This is a genomic window from Zeimonas arvi, assembly GCF_008039575.1.
In the GTDB taxonomy this organism is placed as follows: domain Bacteria; phylum Pseudomonadota; class Gammaproteobacteria; order Burkholderiales; family Burkholderiaceae_E; genus Zeimonas; species Zeimonas arvi.
In genome coordinates, this window is record NZ_VDUY01000002.1 from 12,403 (window position 1) to 30,705 (window position 18,303).

Annotated in this window: 20 protein-coding genes and 1 pseudogene; 14 read left to right on the plus strand and 7 right to left on the minus strand. The window is 69.4% G+C overall.

Annotated elements, in window-relative coordinates; translation table 11 throughout:
- Together FHP08_RS04490 and FHP08_RS04495 are read right to left on the minus strand one after the other, a co-directional pair.
- Positions 1–1,341, minus strand: coding sequence for a restriction endonuclease subunit S (locus FHP08_RS04490; RefSeq protein ID WP_147703140.1), 1,341 nt, complete (start codon positions 1,339–1,341; stop codon positions 1–3).
- Positions 1,338–3,080: a type I restriction-modification system subunit M gene (locus FHP08_RS04495; protein ID WP_147703141.1), complete on the minus strand. Its 1,743-nt coding sequence runs from the start codon at positions 3,078–3,080 to the stop codon at positions 1,338–1,340. The genes FHP08_RS04490 and FHP08_RS04495 overlap by 4 nt, the downstream gene beginning before the upstream one ends.
- A gap of 435 nt (positions 3,081–3,515) precedes the next feature.
- Between FHP08_RS04495 and FHP08_RS04500 the strand changes: the two genes are divergently transcribed.
- The 6 genes and pseudogenes from FHP08_RS04500 to FHP08_RS04520 all read left to right on the plus strand — a co-directional run bounded on the left by FHP08_RS04500 (position 3,516) and on the right by FHP08_RS04520 (position 6,975).
- Positions 3,516–3,803, plus strand: a complete 288-nt coding sequence (locus tag FHP08_RS04500) for a hypothetical protein (protein ID WP_147703142.1) — start codon at positions 3,516–3,518, stop codon at positions 3,801–3,803.
- On the plus strand, positions 3,800–3,922 hold the full coding sequence (locus FHP08_RS18730) for a hypothetical protein (RefSeq protein WP_267285482.1): 123 nt from the start codon (positions 3,800–3,802) through the stop codon (positions 3,920–3,922). Before FHP08_RS04500 ends, FHP08_RS18730 begins: the two co-directional genes overlap by 4 nt.
- A gap of 78 nt (positions 3,923–4,000) precedes the next feature.
- Positions 4,001–4,753 (plus strand): annotated as a pseudogene (locus tag FHP08_RS04505) (ArdC family protein); the annotation flags it as partial.
- Positions 4,717–5,343, plus strand: a complete 627-nt coding sequence (gene radC / locus FHP08_RS04510) for a RadC family protein (RefSeq protein ID WP_407703996.1) — start codon at positions 4,717–4,719, stop codon at positions 5,341–5,343. The pseudogene FHP08_RS04505 and the gene radC, both read left to right, overlap by 37 nt.
- 139 nt (positions 5,344–5,482) lie before the next feature.
- Complete coding sequence (locus FHP08_RS04515; protein ID WP_147703145.1) at positions 5,483–6,115, plus strand: Sak single strand annealing protein; 633 nt, start codon at positions 5,483–5,485, stop codon at positions 6,113–6,115.
- Complete coding sequence (locus tag FHP08_RS04520) at positions 6,115–6,975, plus strand: lambda-exonuclease family protein (protein ID WP_147703146.1); 861 nt, start codon at positions 6,115–6,117, stop codon at positions 6,973–6,975. Before FHP08_RS04515 ends, FHP08_RS04520 begins: the two co-directional genes overlap by 1 nt.
- Before the next feature lie 68 nt (positions 6,976–7,043).
- Here the strand turns inward: FHP08_RS04520 and FHP08_RS18405 are convergent, their stop codons facing one another.
- The 3 genes from FHP08_RS18405 to FHP08_RS04530 all read right to left on the minus strand — a co-directional run bounded on the left by FHP08_RS18405 (position 7,044) and on the right by FHP08_RS04530 (position 8,902).
- The gene (locus FHP08_RS18405) at positions 7,044–7,211 is read right to left on the minus strand and encodes a hypothetical protein (protein WP_187272168.1); all 168 of its coding nucleotides are present in this window, start codon (positions 7,209–7,211) and stop codon (positions 7,044–7,046) included.
- 70 nt (positions 7,212–7,281) lie between these two features.
- On the minus strand, positions 7,282–7,665 hold the full coding sequence (locus FHP08_RS04525; RefSeq protein WP_147703147.1) for a hypothetical protein: 384 nt from the start codon (positions 7,663–7,665) through the stop codon (positions 7,282–7,284).
- 178 nt (positions 7,666–7,843) lie between these two features.
- Complete coding sequence (locus FHP08_RS04530; RefSeq protein ID WP_147703148.1) at positions 7,844–8,902, minus strand: methyltransferase domain-containing protein; 1,059 nt, start codon at positions 8,900–8,902, stop codon at positions 7,844–7,846.
- A gap of 176 nt (positions 8,903–9,078) precedes the next feature.
- Here FHP08_RS04530 and FHP08_RS04535 point away from each other — a divergent pair, with 176 nt between their 5' ends.
- From FHP08_RS04535 to FHP08_RS04555, 5 genes are all read left to right on the plus strand, one after another.
- Positions 9,079–10,182, plus strand: coding sequence for a helix-turn-helix transcriptional regulator (locus FHP08_RS04535; protein WP_147703149.1), 1,104 nt, complete (start codon positions 9,079–9,081; stop codon positions 10,180–10,182).
- 94 nt (positions 10,183–10,276) lie between these two features.
- Positions 10,277–11,155, plus strand: coding sequence for a glutathione-dependent disulfide-bond oxidoreductase (yghU, locus tag FHP08_RS04540; RefSeq protein ID WP_147703150.1), 879 nt, complete (start codon positions 10,277–10,279; stop codon positions 11,153–11,155).
- Complete coding sequence (locus FHP08_RS04545) at positions 11,152–11,784, plus strand: glutathione S-transferase family protein (protein ID WP_147703151.1); 633 nt, start codon at positions 11,152–11,154, stop codon at positions 11,782–11,784. Before yghU ends, FHP08_RS04545 begins: the two co-directional genes overlap by 4 nt.
- A gap of 162 nt (positions 11,785–11,946) precedes the next feature.
- Positions 11,947–12,747, plus strand: a complete 801-nt coding sequence (locus FHP08_RS04550) for an NUDIX hydrolase (protein WP_225879031.1) — start codon at positions 11,947–11,949, stop codon at positions 12,745–12,747.
- Positions 12,741–13,718 (plus strand): MBL fold metallo-hydrolase, encoded by a 978-nt coding sequence (locus FHP08_RS04555; RefSeq protein WP_225879032.1) that lies wholly within the window; start codon positions 12,741–12,743, stop codon positions 13,716–13,718. Before FHP08_RS04550 ends, FHP08_RS04555 begins: the two co-directional genes overlap by 7 nt.
- Before the next feature lies 1 nt (position 13,719).
- Here the strand turns inward: FHP08_RS04555 and FHP08_RS04560 are convergent, their stop codons facing one another.
- Positions 13,720–14,571: an inositol monophosphatase family protein gene (locus FHP08_RS04560; RefSeq protein WP_147703154.1), complete on the minus strand. Its 852-nt coding sequence runs from the start codon at positions 14,569–14,571 to the stop codon at positions 13,720–13,722.
- 67 nt (positions 14,572–14,638) lie between these two features.
- On the opposite strand from FHP08_RS04560, the gene FHP08_RS04565 reads away from it, so the two are divergent.
- From FHP08_RS04565 to cysE, 3 genes are read left to right on the plus strand one after another with little or no spacing between them, the layout of a single operon-like run.
- The gene (locus FHP08_RS04565; protein ID WP_225879033.1) at positions 14,639–15,526 is read left to right on the plus strand and encodes an RNA methyltransferase; all 888 of its coding nucleotides are present in this window, start codon (positions 14,639–14,641) and stop codon (positions 15,524–15,526) included.
- Complete coding sequence (locus tag FHP08_RS04570; RefSeq protein ID WP_147703156.1) at positions 15,523–16,710, plus strand: PrpF domain-containing protein; 1,188 nt, start codon at positions 15,523–15,525, stop codon at positions 16,708–16,710. The genes FHP08_RS04565 and FHP08_RS04570 overlap by 4 nt, the downstream gene beginning before the upstream one ends.
- Positions 16,711–16,744: 34 nt before the next feature.
- Positions 16,745–17,488, plus strand: coding sequence for a serine O-acetyltransferase (cysE, locus tag FHP08_RS04575; RefSeq protein WP_147703157.1), 744 nt, complete (start codon positions 16,745–16,747; stop codon positions 17,486–17,488).
- Here the strand turns inward: cysE and FHP08_RS04580 are convergent.
- Entirely contained in the window at positions 17,485–18,297 is an 813-nt protein-coding gene (locus FHP08_RS04580) for a UDP-2,3-diacylglucosamine diphosphatase (protein ID WP_222707815.1), read from the minus strand. The genes cysE and FHP08_RS04580 overlap by 4 nt on opposite strands.
- Positions 18,298–18,303 lie beyond the last annotated feature (6 nt).

Below are 18,303 nucleotides of genomic sequence, written 5' to 3' on the forward strand. Positions count from 1 at the left end.
TCATACGGCCTCAGCATCGACCCGACCGCGCACGTCAATCTGGCCGGTAACGGCGGCGGAAATCAGGGCGGCGCGGCGCTCGCGGAGTAGTCCAACCGCGCATACGGCCGTATCGCCGAGCCTTTCCAGCCGAGCGATCTCGTCGACCAGGTGGGCGGCGATCGCAGCCCGCTCATGGGCAGGCGGAACGGGGATGCGCGCGCGCTTGAGATCGAAGATGTTGATCCCCCGAACTGCCGCTCCGAGAGAGCCGCAGGCGAGATCCTCGGCCACCGGCTCACAGAGTAGTGCAAACCTGAGCCATTGACTGTCAACGCCTTCGGCGGGCGCGATTCGGGCAACGTCCTGGGTGATGTTGCACCCTTCAAGCTCTTCAGGAACGATCTCGCAGTCGCCGATCGTCCCCCGAATCGAGTAGACCAGGTCGTTAGCACGGAGTCGCGCCCGAGTGTACGGCGCTTCGATCTCGGCTGTCGTACGCGCGAGCGCCTCCAGATGCAGTCGTTCGCGACGCACGTTCCCCCCTTTGAGAATCGGCACACCCTCGCCAACATCTGGCCCAGGAAGGACGATCCCGTACATGATCGGGCGGTCTGCGTCAGTGAGCCACTTGAGAGGTATCACTTCCCAATGCGCCGGCACCTCCCCCAGCCACTCCACCCCCGAGTCCTTCATCGGCACGTTCGGATCGAGCCCCTTCGTCACCGCATGCGAGATGACGGCCTGGCGCTTCTCCTTCAACAGTTCGATCAGCCGCTCCTGCTCGGCGATCAGCGCGTCGATCTTGGCGGTTTCGCGGTCGAGGAAGGCGGTGATAAGCGACTTTTCGTCTCGGGGCGGATACGGGATGCGAAACGCGCCGAGTTCGTCACCGGACAGCTCCAAGAACGTGGTTCCTCGCCCGCGGATGTTGAGTTCTTCGGTGGTGACTGATAGCAGGTAGGCGAGAAACCGGGATTCGTCGCCGTCACTGGGGACGAGGGCCTTGCAGCCCTGGTTCGTGCACAGCTTTCGTGTGGCAATGCCGAGTGAGCCGATGGGCGCACGAGTCGACAGAACGAGGCTGCCCGGCGGAACCAGCGTCGTCCCACACGAATCCAGACCTTCCTGGGTGATAGTGCGAATCGACTCGACGATCTCGAAGCCCCTCAGCCGGGATAGGTCGGCCGGAGTTATCCACACAATGTCGCCGTCCCAGTAGGCCGGCGCATCAGACTTCGGTGTGGACCCGCCGACAACTGAATACCGTCGCTTGATCGGTGCGACCGGCCAGTGCGCCGGCACCTCCCCCAGCCACTCGACCCCGCTGTCCTTGTACGCCGGATACCGCGGAAAGCTCATGCCGACAGCCCCCGAATCATCTCCACGATCCGGTCGGTCACCTGCTTCAACTCGGCGTCGATCTCCGCCAGCGGGCGCGGCGGCTTGAACACGTAGAAGTGCCGGTTGAAGGGGATCTCGTAGCCGACCTTCGTCTTCTCATGGTCGATCCAGGCGTCGGGCGCGTGCGGGAGGACCTCGCGCCGGAAGTACGCCTCGACGTCGTCCTTCAGCGGCACGTTCTCGGTGTCGCGCAGCGAAGTATCCGGCTGCGGCTTGCCCTTCTGCTTGCCGCGCTCGCCGAGCACGATCTTGCCGGCCTCGTCGCGCAGCGGCCGCTCGACGGTGATCGTTCGGTAGCCGAAATCGGCGTTGTCGAAGATCCGCGAGATCGGCTTGTCGTCCTGCTCGGCCTCCACGAACTGGCCGAAAATCCGGGTGATCTCGTCGATGTGCGCGTCGGCCAGCTCCTTGCGCTTGGAGCCCAGGCTCTTGCGCATCTTCTGCCACATGCCGCTCGCGTCGATCAGCTGCACCTTTCCCTTGCGGTGTGCCGGCTTGCGGTTGCTCACGACCCACACGTAGGTGGCGATGCCGGTGTTGTAGAACATGTCGGTGGGCAGGCCGACGATCGCCTCCAGCAGGTCGTTTTCCAGCACATAGCGGCGGATCTCGCTCTCGCCGGAGCCTGCGCCGCCAGTGAAGAGTGGCGAGCCGTTCAGCACGATGCCGAAGCGGCTGCCGCCATCGGCGGCCGGGCGCATCTTGGCGATCAGGTGCAGCAGGAAGAGCATCGAGCCGTCGGACACGCGCGGCAGGCCTGGCCCGAATCGGCCGTTGTAGCCGAGCTTCTCGTGCTCGTCGCGCACCGCCTTCTCGACCTTTTTCCACTCGACGCCGAAGGGCGGGTTGGAGAGCATGTAGTCGAACTTCGCGTGGGGGTGCCCGTCCTCGGACAAGGTGTTGCCGAACGCGATGTTGGCCACGTCCTGGTCCTTGATCAGCATGTCGGCCTTGCAGATCGCGTAGGACTCCGGGTTCAGCTCCTGGCCGAACACGGTGAGTCGGGCCTCGGGGTTGTGCTCGGCCAGGTACTCGCCTGCGATCGACAACATGCCGCCCGTCCCGGCCGTCGGGTCGTAGATGGTCCGGACGACGCCGGGCTTCGAGAGCACCTCGTCATCCTCGATGAAGATCAGGTTGACCATCAGCCGGATCACTTCGCGTGGCGTGAAGTGCTCCCCGGCCGTCTCGTTCGAGATCTCGGCGAAGCGCCGGATCAGCTCCTCGAACACCAGGCCCATCTGGTGATTGTCGACAACCCCCGGGTGCAGGTCGATCTGCGCGAAGCGTTCGGTGACCTGGTAGAGCAGCTTGGCCTTGGCGAGCCGGTCGACCTGGGCGTGGAACTCGAAGCGTTCGAAGATGTCGCGGGCAGCCGGCGAGAAGCCCTGCACGTAGCTGAAGAGGTTCTCGCGGATGTGGTCGGGGTCGCCGACCAGCTTCTTCAGATCGAGCGGGGAGGTGTTGTAGAAGCCGCGATCGGTGATGCGAAGGAGGAAGGGCTCGGGGTTCAGCCCTGTCTTCTCGCGCTCGGCCAGCTCGGCGAGCACCGCCGGCTTCGTGGCTTCGAGCACGCAGTCCAGCCGGCGCAGCACGGTGAAGGGCAGGATCACGCGTCCGTACTCGGACTGCTTGAAGTCGCCACGAAGCAGGTCGGCGACCGACCAGATGAAGGCGGAAAGGGCGGATTGGTTCACTGTCTCGGGCGTTCTTGTCGGAGCATGCCGGGCGGCTTCGTGCCGATGATAGAGCCGTAGGGGCTCACCAGACGACCCTCAGCTCCCGGCGCAGGGCGCAGACGGCACTCCCGCCCGACGGTCGGGTCGGTCCCTGACGACCGTAGCATCAGAAATCGGAACGATTCCCGGCCCGAAAAATTTTGTGAAAAATTTTTCAGAGACGAACCCGCGCCCCGAATCTCTCCCCGGGCCTCGCTGAAACCCGACCCCGGTTCGGATTCGGGTTCCGCGACGAGGAAAAGGAGTCTCTTCGCCCACCGCCCGTCGCACGGGAATCGCGAGCGTCGCCGCCTCCATCGAGCGGCGGTGAACCCCGCCGCTCGCTCGGTACGCGCCCTGTGTCTGTCGCACTCAGCGGTCACCCCGACCCTCGGCAGGCGCAAGGAGCTCACCATGTTCATCACCGGCCTCGTCATCTTCCTTTCGACGATCCTCGTCCTCATCAAGCTGCCCCGGCGCTGGATGCTGCGGGCGCTGCGCTACGACATCGCGATCGACGTCGCGGTCTCCGTCGTCGTGCTGGCGCTGCACTTCGGCACCTTCTCGGGCCTGGTCGCCGCCACCTTCGCCGGGCTGCTTACCAGCGTGGCCACCAGCGCGGCCAAGCGCGCCTTCGGCCACATCCGCGCCGGGCGCTACTACCCCGGCTGGATCAACCTGCGCGTGGGAGACCGGCCATGAAGGCGGCCCTCTACTGGCTGCTCGATCTGGCCGTCACGCTCGCGCTCATCGCGGCGAACTGGATCTGGTCCAGGCGAGGGCGTCGCGCCCGCCGCCGCCAGCGGCTTCTAGACGTCTAGTTCGCCCGCTCCCTTCATCCCCCTGCAACGCCCCGTCCGGTCATTCCGGCGGGGCGTTCGCGCTTCTGGAGACCCTCCATGAACGACCTCTACGACGCCGTGACCCGGCGCATCGTCGCCGCGCTCGAAGCCGGCACCCCGCCGTGGATTCAGCCCTGGTCGACCGACCCGGCCGATCCGTACCCGGCCAACCTGGCCACCGGCCGCGCGTACCGCGGCATCAACGTCCTGCTGCTCAACCTTCAGGCCGCTGCCCGGCAGTACCGGGTCAACCGCTGGATGACCTACCGGCAGGCGCTGGCCATGGGCGCGCAGGTGCGCAAGGGCGAGGTCGGCACCCCGGTGATCCTCTTCAAGATGAAGGAGATCCGCGCCGAGGGCGAGCCGGCTGCGCCCGACGCCACGGCCCGGATCGTGCCGCTGATGCGCACCTTCGTCGTCTTCAACGCCGCGCAGATCGACGGCCTGCCGCCCAAGGCGCTGCCCGATCCCACGGCGATGCCCGAGTGGACGCCCTGGGAGTCGGCCGAGCTGCTGCTCGACGCCTCCGGTGCCGCCATCAGTTACGGCGGCAGCAAGGCGTTCTACGCCCCCGGCCAGGACCGCATCCAGATGCCGCCGCGCTCGGCCTTCGCCGAGGGCGATGCGTTCTACGCGACAGCCCTGCACGAGCTCACCCACTCGACCGGCCACCCGAGCCGGTGCAACCGGCCGCTGCTGCCGCGCCAGGCGATCGAGGCGTACGCCTTCGAGGAGCTGGTGGCCGAGATGGGCGCGGCCTTCCTGTGCGCCCACTGCGGGCTCCAGGGCCGTCTGGAGCACGCGAGCTACATCGAGAGCTGGCTGCGGGCGCTGCGCCAGGACAAGCGGCTGATCTTCACCGCTGCCGCCCGCGCCCAGGCCGCGGCCGACTACGTGCTCGGTCTGGCCGGTCACGGCCCCCAGGCCCAGGCCCCTGCGGCAAGCGAGGTGGCGGCATGAGTACCACCCGTCATCCGCTCGTGGCCTCGGCGCTCGCGCTGCTCGCCGAAGAGGTCCGTTCGACCGAAGCGCTGGGCTCGCCGGGCGCGGTGCGCGACTACCTGCGCCTGGCGCTCGGGGATCGTGAGCACGAGGTGTTCGCGGTCGTGTTCCTCGACCCCCAGAACCGGGTGATCGAGATCGCCGAGCTGTTTCGAGGCACCTTGACCCAAACCGCGGTCTATCCGCGCGAGGTGGTCATCGAGGCGCTCAAGCGCAACGCGGCGGGCGTGATCCTCGCGCACAACCACCCGAGCGGCGCGCCCGAGCCCTCGGCCGCCGACCGGATGCTCACCGACGCGCTCAAGCGGGCGCTGGCGCTGGTTGATGTCGTGGTCCTCGATCACTTCATCGTCACCCGCCGCGAGACGGTCAGCTTCGCTGAGAAGGGCCTCCTGTAGCTCGACTTTCCCCTCCCGGAGTTTCGCCGGTTTTGCCGGTGCCACCCCGGCACCTGTCCGGCCGCACCTGCGGCCATCCCCCTGACGCCCGGTCGAGCCTCGTGCCCCGCCGGGCGTTTTCCATTCAAGGAGCCTCACCATGTCCGAGAACTACTTCGCGGTCCTGAGCCGCATCAACGTCAACGAGCACGTCGAGAAGAAGGGCGCGTTCAGCTACCTGAGCTGGCCGTACGCAGTGGCCCAGTTGCGGCTGGCCGACCCGAGCGCCTGCTGGGAGGTGAGGCGCTTCGACGGCCTGCCGTTCCTGCGCACCGAGACCGGCTACTTCGTCGAGGTCGCCGTCACGGTGCAGGGCGTCACGCTCTCCCAGATCCACCCGGTGCTCGACGGCAAGAACCGGCCGATCTTCGAGCCGACCTGCTTCGACATCAACGCCTCGATCCAGCGGGCGCTGGTCAAGGCCATCGCGCTGCACGGGCTCGGCTTGTACGTTTACGCGGGCGAGGATCTGCCGCAGAGCGAGGGGGCCGAACCGGCAAAACCGGCAGAAGTCGACGCCCCGAGCCGGCCCAAGGCGCCGGTCTCGAAGCTGCCCACGGCGGGCAAGGTGACGGTCGCGCAGATCCGCTACATCGAGCGGCTGCTCGAAGAGACCGGCAGCGACCTTGACCGTGTGCTGGAGTTCTTCGGCATCGACGGCCTGGAGGAGCTCACCTCGCAGAGCGCGAGCCGGGCGATCCGCACGCTGGAGCAGAAGCGGAGGGCTGCGTGATGGCCACGATCGTCAAGCTCGTTCAGGGCAGCGCCGAGTGGCACGTGCACCGGCTCGCCCACCGCAACGCCTCCGAGACTCCCGCCGTGCTCGGGCTCTCGCCCTACACGACGCCGTACCAGCTGTGGCAGCAGCGCACCGGGCGGGCGACCGTGGAGGTCACCGCCGCCATGGCTCACGGCACCGCCACCGAGCCGCAGGCCCGGGTCATGTACGAGACGCTCACCGGCAACGTGATGCAGCCGCTCGTGCTGGTCGACGGCGTGTACTCGGCCAGCCTGGACGGCATCACGCTCGACGGCGACCTGGTGCTGGAGATCAAGTGCCCGAAGTCGAAGGACTCGGGGCTGCTGAAGGATGCCCGGGCCGGCCGGGTGCCGATCCACGTCTACTGGCAGATTCAGCACCAGTTGATGGTGGCCGGCGCGCGGCTTGCGCACTTTTACGTCTGGGACGGCAAGTTGGGCCATCTGGTCGAGCAGCCGGCCGAGCCCGAGTGCTGGGACACGATCCGGCGGGGGTGGGAGGCGTTTGACGAGTACGTGCGCACCGACACCCCGCCGCCGCTGGCCGAGGGCGACACGCGCCAGCGTGACGACCCGGCCTGGGCCGAGGCTGCTGCCGAGTACGTTCGGCTGAAGGCGTCGGCCGAGGCGGTAGCGGCGGAGCTGGAAGCGGCCAAGGGGCGGCTCGTGGCGCTCGCCGAGCACACGAGCGAGCAGGGCTGCGGCGTGACGGTCACGCGCTTCTTGAAGGCCGGGAGCGTCGACTACAAGAAGGTGCCCGAGCTCGCCGGGGTCGATCTGGAGCGGTATCGCGGTGCGGCGCGGGAGGAAGTCAGGGTGACAGTCGCGAGGTAGTGCAGGGCAGGGCGGTGGCCGCGGGGCGGGGCTGCCGCCCGCAAGAGCCAGCAGCTCAAGCTGGACTATCAAGTATAGGTTTTGGTATAGGTTTCTACGGACATGGCCTGAAACCCTTTACTGTAGCCAAACAAACGCTGCTGCATCATCGGGGTGTGGGCGGCCAGATCCTGGTCGGGATCCGGCTTGCCGGAGAGGGATCGAGGGGCGGGCACTTCGCTCGGGGTCAAGGCCATCCGTGGAAGGTCGAAGTATGCCAGCGCGGATCGGCGGACCCGCGCTCGAGGCGCCTGCCGGCGCTCGAGCTCAGCGCCGGTTGACCGTCACGCTGTCGCTGTCGTTGGCGCTCGACCGCTCGTCGATCATCGACACGGTGACCGGGTTCGCGCCGAGGGCGAGCGGCAGCGGAATCGTCGACCAGCGAAGGAAGGATTCCGTGCAGTTCCAGAACGCGGTGAGGTTGCCGCTCTGCCCGGTCGCGGCGTTCGACCAGGTCAACGTGTAGGGCCCGGTCTGGCAGGTGACCCAGGGAACCGACGGCGTGCCGCCGGTGACGTAGGAGCCTTCCGGTAGCGATGCCGTGCCGCTCAGGACGATCGCGGGCCCGTCGAACTCCACGATGGCCGGCCCGTCGATGGTCACCGTGAGCGCGGTGGAATCGTCGCCGCCACCGCAGCCGCCGATCGCCAAGGCGAGGCAGAAGGCTGCGCTCCGCCATCGAATCCCTGCTGCCCGCAGACGCGCCCCGATTGCCGCCGGCGCACCGATGCGCCGGCAGTCCCGAGTATGGGGTCCGGCCGGCAGCGGGCACGCTGACGAAGATCAAGACGGCTGCAGGGGCAGGATCGGGTCATCGGTCGCGCGCCGGTCAGGCGCGCGCCTCGAAGACGAGGTTGAACGGTGTCTGGGTCGCGCGCCGGAATTGCCCGAAGCCGGCTTCCGTGGCGACCTCGCGAAGCCGCTTCTCGCCAGCCTGGGCGCCGAGCCCGAGGCCGACTTCCTGCGACAGGGAGCAGGGCGTGCAGACCATCGTCGACGCCGCGTAGTAGACGCGGCCGACCGGATTCATGTTCTCGGCGACCGAGTCGCCCGCAAACGGCTCGACGATCATCCAGGTGCCGTCCGGTTTCAGCGTCTCGCGGACGTGGCGGCCCGCGCCGACCGGGTCGCCCATGTCGTGCAGGCAGTCGAAGAACGCGACCATGTCGTAGTCCTTGCCCGGGAAGTCCTTGGCGCCTGCGCGCTCGAAGCGGATACGGTCGGCGACCCCGGCATCGCGGGCCTTCTCGCGCGCGACGTCGATCGAGGGCTGATGGTAGTCGTAGCCGACGAAGCGCGACTCGGGATAGGCCTTGGCCATCACGATCGTCGAGGCGCCATGGCCGCAGCCGACGTCCGCGACGAGGGCGCCGGCCTTCAGCCGGGCGTCGGCGCCTTCGAGCGCCGGGATCCATTCCGGCACGAGATGCGCGTTGTAGCCCGCCCTGAAGAAGCGCTCGGTGCCGGAGAACAGCAGCGGGTGATGCTCGTGCCAGCCCAGGCCGCTACCGCTGGTGAAGGCGCGCTGCAGCTTGTCGATGTCGTGGTAGAAGGAAGTGAGCACCTCGAAGCCGCCGGCCATGTAGGCCGGACTGTTCTCGTCGACGAACACCATCGCGGCCTCGTCCGAGAGGCGGTAACGCTCGCTGGCGGGGTCGTATTCGACGTAGCCGCTCGCTGCCATGGCGTTCAACCACTCCTGCGCGTAGCGTCGGCGGATGGCGCTCGCCTCTGCGAAATCGTCGATGCTCATCGGACCGGCGCCGGCCATGCTGCGGAACAGGCCGAGACGGTCGCCGAGAACCACGAGCGGCGCGCTTGCGATGGCGCCGAGTTCGTTCACCATCTTCCCGAGGAAGCTATCGAGTTTCGCTTGGTCAAGGGACATGATCGCCTCCAGTGCGATGCCTGTGATCGAGGGTCATCCACGCCGGCTTCGTGGATCGGGCGTGTCGATGGCGCCGGCGCCGTCGGACACCTATACTTTCGACTTGCGCCGCCAGCCCGTAAATGCGCAGTGATGCGTAGGCTGCGCGGCGTGACGCTCCGCAGGAAGGAAGCACCTTGAGAGCGCCCCGGCACTGCGACATCGTTCGGGCGTTCCGACTGCTCGGGACGGTCGACGAGCGCGTGCCCGGCCCGGGCCATGGTCGAGTGGGCGAATTGCTCGAGACGCTCGCCCGGATCGTTCCGGCCGAGCTGCTCACGCTCAGTGTCTGCGACCTGAGCCTGGGGCGGCGCCTGGTATCCGCGCAGCCCGCCGGCCGGCTCGGCCTCGCCGATCTGGCCTGTTTCGATCGCCTGATGTCGGGCCATCCGCTGGTCCGCTATCACCTGCGGCACCCGCATGCCCGGGTGCGCCGGATCTCCGACTGCCTGCCGCTCGCGCAATTCCATGACAGCGAGCTGTTCGAGGCCTACTACCGGCCGCTGGGCATCGACAGCGCCGTGCTGCTGCCGATCGGCTGGCAGGGCGACGAGCTGCGCGGCATCGTGTTGAATCGGGCGCATGGCGATTTCACCGATGGCGAGGCAGCGCTGCTGGAGCTGCTGCGACACCAGGTCGTCGCGATCTATCGCCAGTCCGTTGCGATGGCCTGCGCGGCCTGCGCCGAGAATCTGCTGCGCCGGCTTCCAGACGGCGAAAGGGTCGGGATGGTTCGCCTCGATCCGCAACTGCAGGTCGTCGACGCTTCTGGCGAGGGCCTGTTCTGGTTGGCCGAACTTGCCCGCGATGGCACTGGCGGAGGCACGGCGCTGTCCGAGCCCTTGCGCCGCTGGCTGCGGGCGCGTTTGCAGGCGCTGGCGACCGCGCCGAATGCCTCGATCGAGCCGGCGATGCTCAAGGTGCGGCCCGGATTGCGGCTGGCGATCCGGTGCCTGCCCCTGGCCTGCGGCGCGGGTTGCACCTTGTTGCTGGAGCGGCAGCGCGGGGACGGCCTGTCGGCCCCGCCCGACGATCGCTCGCGCCCGCAGGGTGTCGCAACGAGGCTGACGGCACGCCAGACCGAGATCCTCGGCTGGATCGCAGCCGGCAAGACCGATGCCTGTGTCGGCGAGCTGCTCGGCGTGAGCAAGCGGACGGTGCAGAAGCACCTGCAGAACATCTATCGGCAGCTTGGCGTGTCGAATCGAACCGGCGCAGTCATGCGGGCGCTCGGCCGCTAGTCCGGGGTTTCGCGAGCCGATCGGCGACGCCGCCGTCGCGGCCGCCGGTCGCGCTGGTATCGTCGAGCCTCGCATCGAACCGGGAGAACGCCGCATGACCAATTCCACCGACTACACGCCGCCCGCCGTCTGGACCTGGAAGCAGGGCAACGGCGGCCGCTTCGCGAACATCAATCGACCGGTGGCCGGCCCCACCCACGAGAAGGAACTGCCGGTCGGCCGCCACCCGCTGCAGCTGTACTCGCTGGGCACGCCGAACGGCGTGAAGGTCACCGTCATGCTGGAGGAGTTGCTGGCCCTGGGCCATGCCGGCGCAGAGTACGACGCCTGGCTGATCCCGATCGGCGAGGGCGCCCAGTTCGGCAGCGGCTTCGTCGCGGTCAACCCCAACTCCAAGATCCCGGCCCTGCTCGACCGCAGCGGCCCGAAGCCGATCCGGGTCTTCGAGTCGGGTGCGATCCTGGTCTACCTGGCCGAGAAATTCGGAGCCTTCCTGCCCACGGAGACCGGCCAGCGGGCCGAGTGCCTATCCTGGCTCTTCTGGCAGATGGGCAGCGCGCCCTTCCTCGGTGGCGGCTTCGGTCACTTCTACGCCTACGCGCCGGTCAAGATCGAGTACGCGATCGACCGTTATGCAATGGAAGTGAAGCGGCAGCTCGACGTGCTGGATCGCCGCCTGGCCGAGAGCCCGTACCTGGCGGGCGACGACTACACGATCGCCGACATCGCGGTCTGGCCCTGGTACGGCGCGCTGGTCAAGGGTCAGCTCTACGAGGCCGGCGAGTTCCTTCAGGTGCACGAGTACCGGCACGTCATCGCCTGGGCCGACCGGATCGCCGTTCGTCCGGCCGCCCGACGCGGCCGGATGGTCAATCGCACCTTCGGGCAGCCCTCCAGCCAACTGCACGAGCGTCACGACGCGAGTGACTTCGACACGAACACGCAAGACAAGATGACGGGAGCCGCCGGATGATCACACTCTACGACTGCGCCACCGCGCCGAGCCCGCGCCGCGCGCGCATCCTGCTGGCCGAGAAGGGGCTTGCCCATGACGTCGTGCAGATCGACCTGCGCAGCGGCGAGCAGTTCGGCGAAGCCTTTCGCCGGGTGAACCCGCAGTGCACGGTGCCCGCGCTGCGCACCGACGAGGGCGTCGTGCTGACCGACAACGCGGCGATCGCAGCCTGGGTCGAAGCCCGCTTCCCCGAGCCGCCGCTGCTGGGCGTCACGCCCGAGGAGAAGGCCGAGATCGCCAGCTGGAACTGGCGCATGGAGTTCGAGGGCCTGCTGGCCATTGCCGAGGCCTTGCGCAACAGCTCGCCGGCCATGGCCAACCGGGCGCTTCCGGGCGCGGTCGACTACCCCCAGATACCGGAGCTCGCGGCGCGCGGGCTGGCGAGGGTGGCGAACTTCTTCGTCATGCTCGACGGCCGCCTGGACGGGCGTGATTTCGTGGCCACCGACCGATTCAGCATCGCAGACATCACCGCGGCGGTGGCGGTCGACTTCGCTCGGATCGTGAAGATCAAGCCGGGCGAACAGCACCCGAACCTGATCCGCTGGCGGGCGGCGATGGGCGAGAGACCGTCGATGTCGCTCTAGCCGGCGTGGTGAGAGGGCGTCGCGATCTGGTGCATCATCACGGCTGTTCCCCGGATCGCGGCCCCAGACATGCACGCTCTCGACGACGCTCAGCCCATCGTTCCCCGTCCTGCCTCGACCGTCGTGCTGCTGCGCGACGGAAACGAGGGGCCGGAGGTGTACATGCTCCGCCGCCACGACGACTCCGGCGCCTTCGGCGGCGCCTACGTCTTCCCGGGCGGCAAGCTGGACCGCGCCGACTGCGAGGGCGAGTCGCTGTGCCGGGTCGGCTCGCTGCCCGATCGGCTGCATGCCGCGCTCGGCGAGCCCGATCTCGACGCCGCCACGGCTGCCGGCCTGTTCTACGCCGCCTGCCGGGAGACCTTCGAGGAGGCGCGGGTGCTGCTGGCGCGCGGCGCGGGCGCCGAGGCAGGCGAGCGGGCCTGGGCCATGTTGCGCGAAGGCTTCGGTTTCGCCGAGGTGCTGGCCGCCCACGACCTGGAACTGATGGCCGATGCGCTGGTGCCCTGGTCGCGCTGGATCACCCCGCGCGTGCCGTCGGCGATGGCCCGCAACAAGCGCTTCGACACCCGGTTCTTCGTGGCGGCGGTGCCGGAGGGGCAGGTGGCCGGCTTCGACGATCACGAGGCGGTGGCCGGCGACTGGCTGAATCCGCGCGAGGCGCTGCGCCGCTACCGCGACGGCTCGATCGTGATGGGCCCGCCGCAGATCATGAGCCTGGTGCAGCTCGCGCAGCACCGGTCGGCCGCCGAGGTCATCGAGTCCGCGCGCAGCCGCGGGCCGGTGCTGATCGAGCCCGAGCCCTTCGAGCTGGAAGGCTGCCGGGTGGTCGCCTATCCGGGTGACGAGCGCCATCCGCTTCGCGAGCGCGTCATGGCGGGGCCCACCCGGCTGATCCAGCGCGGCAACCGATTCGAGCCGCTCGAAGGCATCGACGCCCTGCTGGAGTGCGTCGGGTGCTGAGCGAGTTCGGCGACGGCATCCACGTCGTCGATTCCGGTTTCTTCCGCCCCCGGCTCGACGCGATCCACCTGATCGTCGAGCGGGGGAGGGTTGCGATCGTCGACACCGGGGTGAACGATTCGGTCCCGCGCGTGTTCGAGGCGCTGGCCGGGTTGGGGCTGGGGCCCGAGTCCGTCGACTGGGTCGTGCTCACCCACGTTCACCTGGACCACGCGGGCGGGGCGGGGCTGCTGATGAGCCGGCTGCCCGCGGCGCGGCTGCTCGTTCACCCGCGCGGCGCGCGGCACATGATCGACCCGGCCAGGCTGATGGCCGGCACGGTGGCGGTCTATGGCGCCGAAGCCGCCCGGCAGATGTACGGCGAGATCGTCCCGGTGCCGGCCGAGCGGGTGGTCGAGGCGCCCGACGGATTCGCGATCGAGCTTGCCGGTCGGCGGCTCGAGGCCATCGACACTCCCGGGCACGCGAAGCACCACCTCTGCCTGGTCGATCGCAAGGCGGGAATCGTGTTCGCCGGCGACACCTTCGGGCTGTCCTACCGCGAGCTGGACCAGGGCGATCGGCAGTTCGTCGTGCCCTCGACCACGCCGGTGCAGTTCGACCCGCCGGCGCTGCATGCGTCGATCGACCGCATCGCCGCGCTGCAACCGCGCGCGGTCGCGCTGACCCACTTCGGCCCGGTGGGCGACGTGCCTCGCCTGGCTGCCGATCTGCATCGCCAGATCGATGCCATGGTGGCGTTGGGGCGCGACTGCGCGGCGCGCCTCGGCGATGCCGCGGCGGCCCCCGCACACGGCGTGCCGACCGAGGCGCTGCGCGAGTGCCTTCGCGACGGGATGCGCGAGCTGATCTTCACCGAGGCCCGCCGACAGGGATGGACGGCCGACGAAGCCGAGCTTCAGCGGATCTTCACGCTCGACATCGGGCTGAACGCCGACGGCCTGGCGGCCTGGCTGTCCGGTCAGGGCTGACTCAGGCCTGCCGCGCGGCGCCCCGCGTGCCGCGCAGCAGCGCGATCATCGCGGCGAAGACCTTGGGCGATCCGGCCACCACTTCTTCGGCGAACAGGTAGTCGCCGTCGGCCGTGAAGTTGCCGATCAGGCCGCCAGCCTCGGTGATCAGCAGGCTGCCTGCGGCCACGTCCCAGGGCGAGAGACCCAGTTCGAAGAACGCGTCGAAGCGGCCGCAGGCGACGTAGGCCAGGTCGAGCGCCGCCGCGCCCGGCCGGCGCACGCCGGCGGCCTTCTCGGTGACTGCGCGCAGCATCGCCAGGTACTGGTCGAGGTTGTCGATCTTGCGGAACGGGAAGCCCGTGCCGACCAGCGACTCCTCGAGCCGGGTGCGCCTGGACACGCGGATCCGGCGGTCGTTCAGGAAAGCGCCGCGGCCCTTGGACGCGGTGAAGAGCTCGTCGCGCGATGGATCGTAGACGACCGCCTGCGTGACCAGGCCGCGCTGCATCAGGGCGATGGATATGCCGTATTGCGGCAGCCCGTGGATGAAGTTGGTCGTGCCGTCGAGCGGGTCGATGATCCAGATGTTCTCGGCCTCCATGACCTGCGCCATCTGGCCGCCGCCCTTCTTGCTGTCGACCTTCCGGCCGTTCTCCGAGTGACCCGACTCCTCTGCTAAGATCGAATGGCCCGGATAGGCGGTCAGCAGGGTGTCGATGATCGCCTCTTCCGACGCGTGATCGACCTCGGTCACGAAGTCGTTGCGCTGCTTGCGCGCGACCTGCAGCGTGTCGAGGTCGAGGCTCGCGCGATTGATGATTCGCCCGGCGCGGCGCGCCGCGCGAACCGCCACGTTCAGCATCGGATGCATGTACGGTGAGACCTCTTCGGTCTGTCTGTGTGCAATCCGCCATTGTAAGGGATTCGACCTGTCCGCCTTGCACCGTTCCGCGCCGCCGTGGTTCGAGCGCCTGGCGTTCGTGCTGGTGCGGCCGAGCCATCCCGGCAACGTGGGCGCGGTCGCTCGCGCCATGCGAACGATGGGCCTGCGCCGGCTGATCCTGGTCGACCCGCGCGAGCCAGACGTGCTCGCGCACCCCGAGGCGGTGGCGCGCGCCAGCGGCGCACACGACGTGCTCGCGCAGGCCCGCGTGGCGGCCACCCTCGACGAGGCGCTCGCGCCCTTCACGCTGGCGGTGGCGGTCAGCGCCGAGGCGCGCGAGTTCGGTCCGCAGCCCCGCCCGCCCGAAGCGATCGCAGTCGACGCGAGGGCGGCGCTGCTGGACACGCCCGACGCGCAGGTCGCCCTCGTGTTCGGGCCGGAGCGCACCGGCTTGTCCATCGAAGACGCCGCGCGCTGCCAGCTCATGTGCAGCATTCCGGGCGAACCCGACTACAACTCGCTGAACCTGGCCCAGGCCGCACAGATCGTCGCCTACTGCCTGCGCTCGCTCGACCGGCTGCAGCCGCTCGCGACGAGTACCGGCGAGCCCGGTGAGGGGCCGGGAGAAGGGCTCGCGGAAGGAGGCCGCCCCGCCACGATCCAGGCGGTCGAGGGCTTCTTCGGCCATCTGCAGGAGGTCTTGATCCGCATCGGTTTCCTCGATCCGGCGCACCCCAAGCGGCTGATGCCGCGCCTGCGAAGGCTTTTCGGCCGCGCCCGGCTCGAGGACGAGGAGGTCGCGATCCTGCGCGGCGTCTGCACCCAGATCCTGAAGCTGGCGGATGGCGACATACACGGACCGAGCCGGTCGCGCGCCGTCGCCGGGCAAGGCCACCAGGAGCCGGCTCCCGCCGGACCCGGCAAGCCCGCGGAGCGCGCTTGAAGCCCCTGCGCATCCCGGCCGTCTACATGCGCGGCGGTGCCAGCAAGGGCGTCTTCTTCGAAGGCAAGGACCTGCCGCGCATGCATGCCGAGCGCGATGCGTTGCTGCTTCGCGTGATCGGCAGCCCCGACCCCGGCGGCCGACAGGCCGACGGCATGGGCGGGGGCATGCCAGGCGCCAGCAAGGTCGCGGTGGTCTCGCCGTCGCGGCGCGACGACTGCGATGTCGACTATCTGTTCGGGGCGGTCGCAATCGATCGGCCAGCCATCGACTGGTCCGGAAACTGCAGCGACCTGTCGGCTGCGGTGGGGCCCTTCGCGATCGCCCAGGGGCTGGTGCCGGCTGTCGATGGCCTGACTCGCGTGCGCATCTGGCAGCAGGGCGTCGGGCAGCGGATCGACGCCTTCGTTCCGGTTCGACACGGCGAGGTGCTCGAGGAGGGGGCCTTCAGCGAGGAGGGCGTGCCGTTTCCGGGGGCCGAGATCCGGCTGGAGTTCCTGGCGGTCGACTCGCCGGCGACGGCGCTCCTGCCCACTGGGTCGCCGCAGGAGCTGCTGCGAATCGATGGCCTGGGCGAGGTGAGGGCCACGCTGGTCGGCGCCGGCGAACCGACCGTGATCGTGCGCGCCGACACGCTCGGCCTGAGCGGCCGCGAGCTGCCGGAGCAGCTGCGGGGCAAGCGCAAGCTGCTCGGTCTGCTCGAGGCGATCCGTGCCGAGGCGGCGGTCCGGATGGGGTTGGCCGAGACGCCCGAAGAGGCCGCTCGTTCGAGGCCCGACGCGCCCGGGCTCGCCTGGGTCGCGCGGCCGGCAGCCTATCGGAGCGTCGGCGGCGCCGAGATCGCGGCCGAGCGGATCGACCTGCTGGCGCGCTTCCTGTCGACAGGCAGGCCGCAGGCCGCCCTTGGCGACGGCGGGGCGATCGCGCTGGCCGCCGCCGCCGCGCTGCCCGGCTCCGTGGTCGGCGAGGTGGCGCGCACCCTGCCGGGCGTGCCGACCCGCATCGGCCACCCGGCGGGCACGCTCACCGTGGGCGCGGAGCTGTCGCTCGCCGACGGCGCCTGGCGCTTCGACAAGGCGGTGCTGTCGCGCAGCGCCCGCAGGCTGATGAGCGGCTGGGTGCACTTGCCCTCGCGCCCGCCTGCGCTGGCCGACCGCGCGACCCGCGACCTGTTCAGGCCCTAAACTCGCGGTCGCCGACAACTGGAGAACCGGAATCATGTTCGAACGCCTGCGGGAAGACATCGCGAACGTGCTGGAGAAGGACCCGGCCGCACGTTCGACGCTCGAGGTGCTGCTCTGCTACCCGGGGATTCACGCAGTGCTGCTTCATCGCGGCGCCCACTATCTCTGGGCGGCGGGCCTGAGCACTCCGGCGCGCTGGGTGTCGCACCTGACCCGATTCCTGACCGGCATCGAGATCCACCCGGGCGCCACGATCGGGCGCCGCGTGTTCATCGATCACGGAATGGGCGTGGTGATCGGCGAGACAGCCGAAATCGGGGATGGCTGCACGATCTATCAGGGCGTCACGCTGGGCGGCACCTCGCTGGACAAGGGCAAGCGCCATCCCACCCTCGAACCGGGCGTCGTGATCGGCGCGGGGGCGCAGGTGCTGGGGCCGTTCATCGTGGGCGCGGGCGCGCGCGTGGGGTCGAACTCGGTGGTGGTCAAGGCGGTGCCTGCCGGCGCGACGGCGGTCGGTATTCCAGCGCGGATCATCGTCGAGGAGGCCGACCGGCGCCGCGAGGAGCAGGCCGCGAAGATGGGCTTCTCCGCCTATGCGGTCACCCGCGACGCCGACGACCCGCTGGCAGTGGCGCTGCACCGGCTGATCGATCACGTGGCCGAGCAGGACCGGCAGATCGAGGCCCTCCAGCAATGCCTGCGGCGGATGGGCGCCGACGTGCAGGAATGCTGCGAGCCGCTGGATGCCGGTGCCCTGAACCGGATGGTGGACTAGGCGCCCGAAGCGGATAGCCAGCCGTCGGTCTCGAAGCCGCCGGCGTCGGCCCACAGGAAGCCGCCGCGGCCGTCGATCGCATCCCAGTCGGGCAGAACCCAGCGCCGGGCAGCCTGGCCGTCCAGCAGCCAGCGGTGGCAGGCCGGCCGGTGCGTGTGGCCGTGGATCAGCAGCCTCGCCCCGGCCTTGCGCAGCAGCGCGTCGACCGCGCCCGCGTTGACATCCGACGGATAGCGCGCGGCCTTGACCCGCTCGCTCTGGGCGCGGGCCGAGCGCGCGAAGGCCAGCCGCTCGGGCATCGGCCGGGCCAGGAAGGCGCTGCGCCAATCAGGCGCGCGGATCTCGGCGCGGATTCGCTGGTAATCGATGTCGTCGGTGCAGAGCGCGTCGCCGTGCGCCAGCACCGCCGGTTGGCCGAACAGTCCGACCAGGCAGGGATCGTCGAGCATGGTGGCGCCGCATCGCTGGGCAAAGCGCGGCTCAGCAGGCTCGCCGCCGCCCGCGTCGAGCAGGAAATCGCGGTTGCCGCGCATCACGTAGAACCGGCGGCCGCTGGCGCCGATGCGGGCGAACAGCGCCTGGGCGTCGGCCGCGACCGCGTCCGGCTGGTCGTCGCCGACCCAGGCCTCGAAGAGGTCACCGAGCAGGAACACGTGGCTCGCCTGGGGCCAGGCCGCTTCGAGCCGCTGGAAGAACAGCGTCGCCGTCGCCGGGTCGTGATCGCCCAGGTGCATGTCCGAGCCGAACAGCGCGACGTCGCTGCCCGACAGGGACGGCCCGTGGGCGAGGCAGGACCCGGATGCGGCCACGAGCAC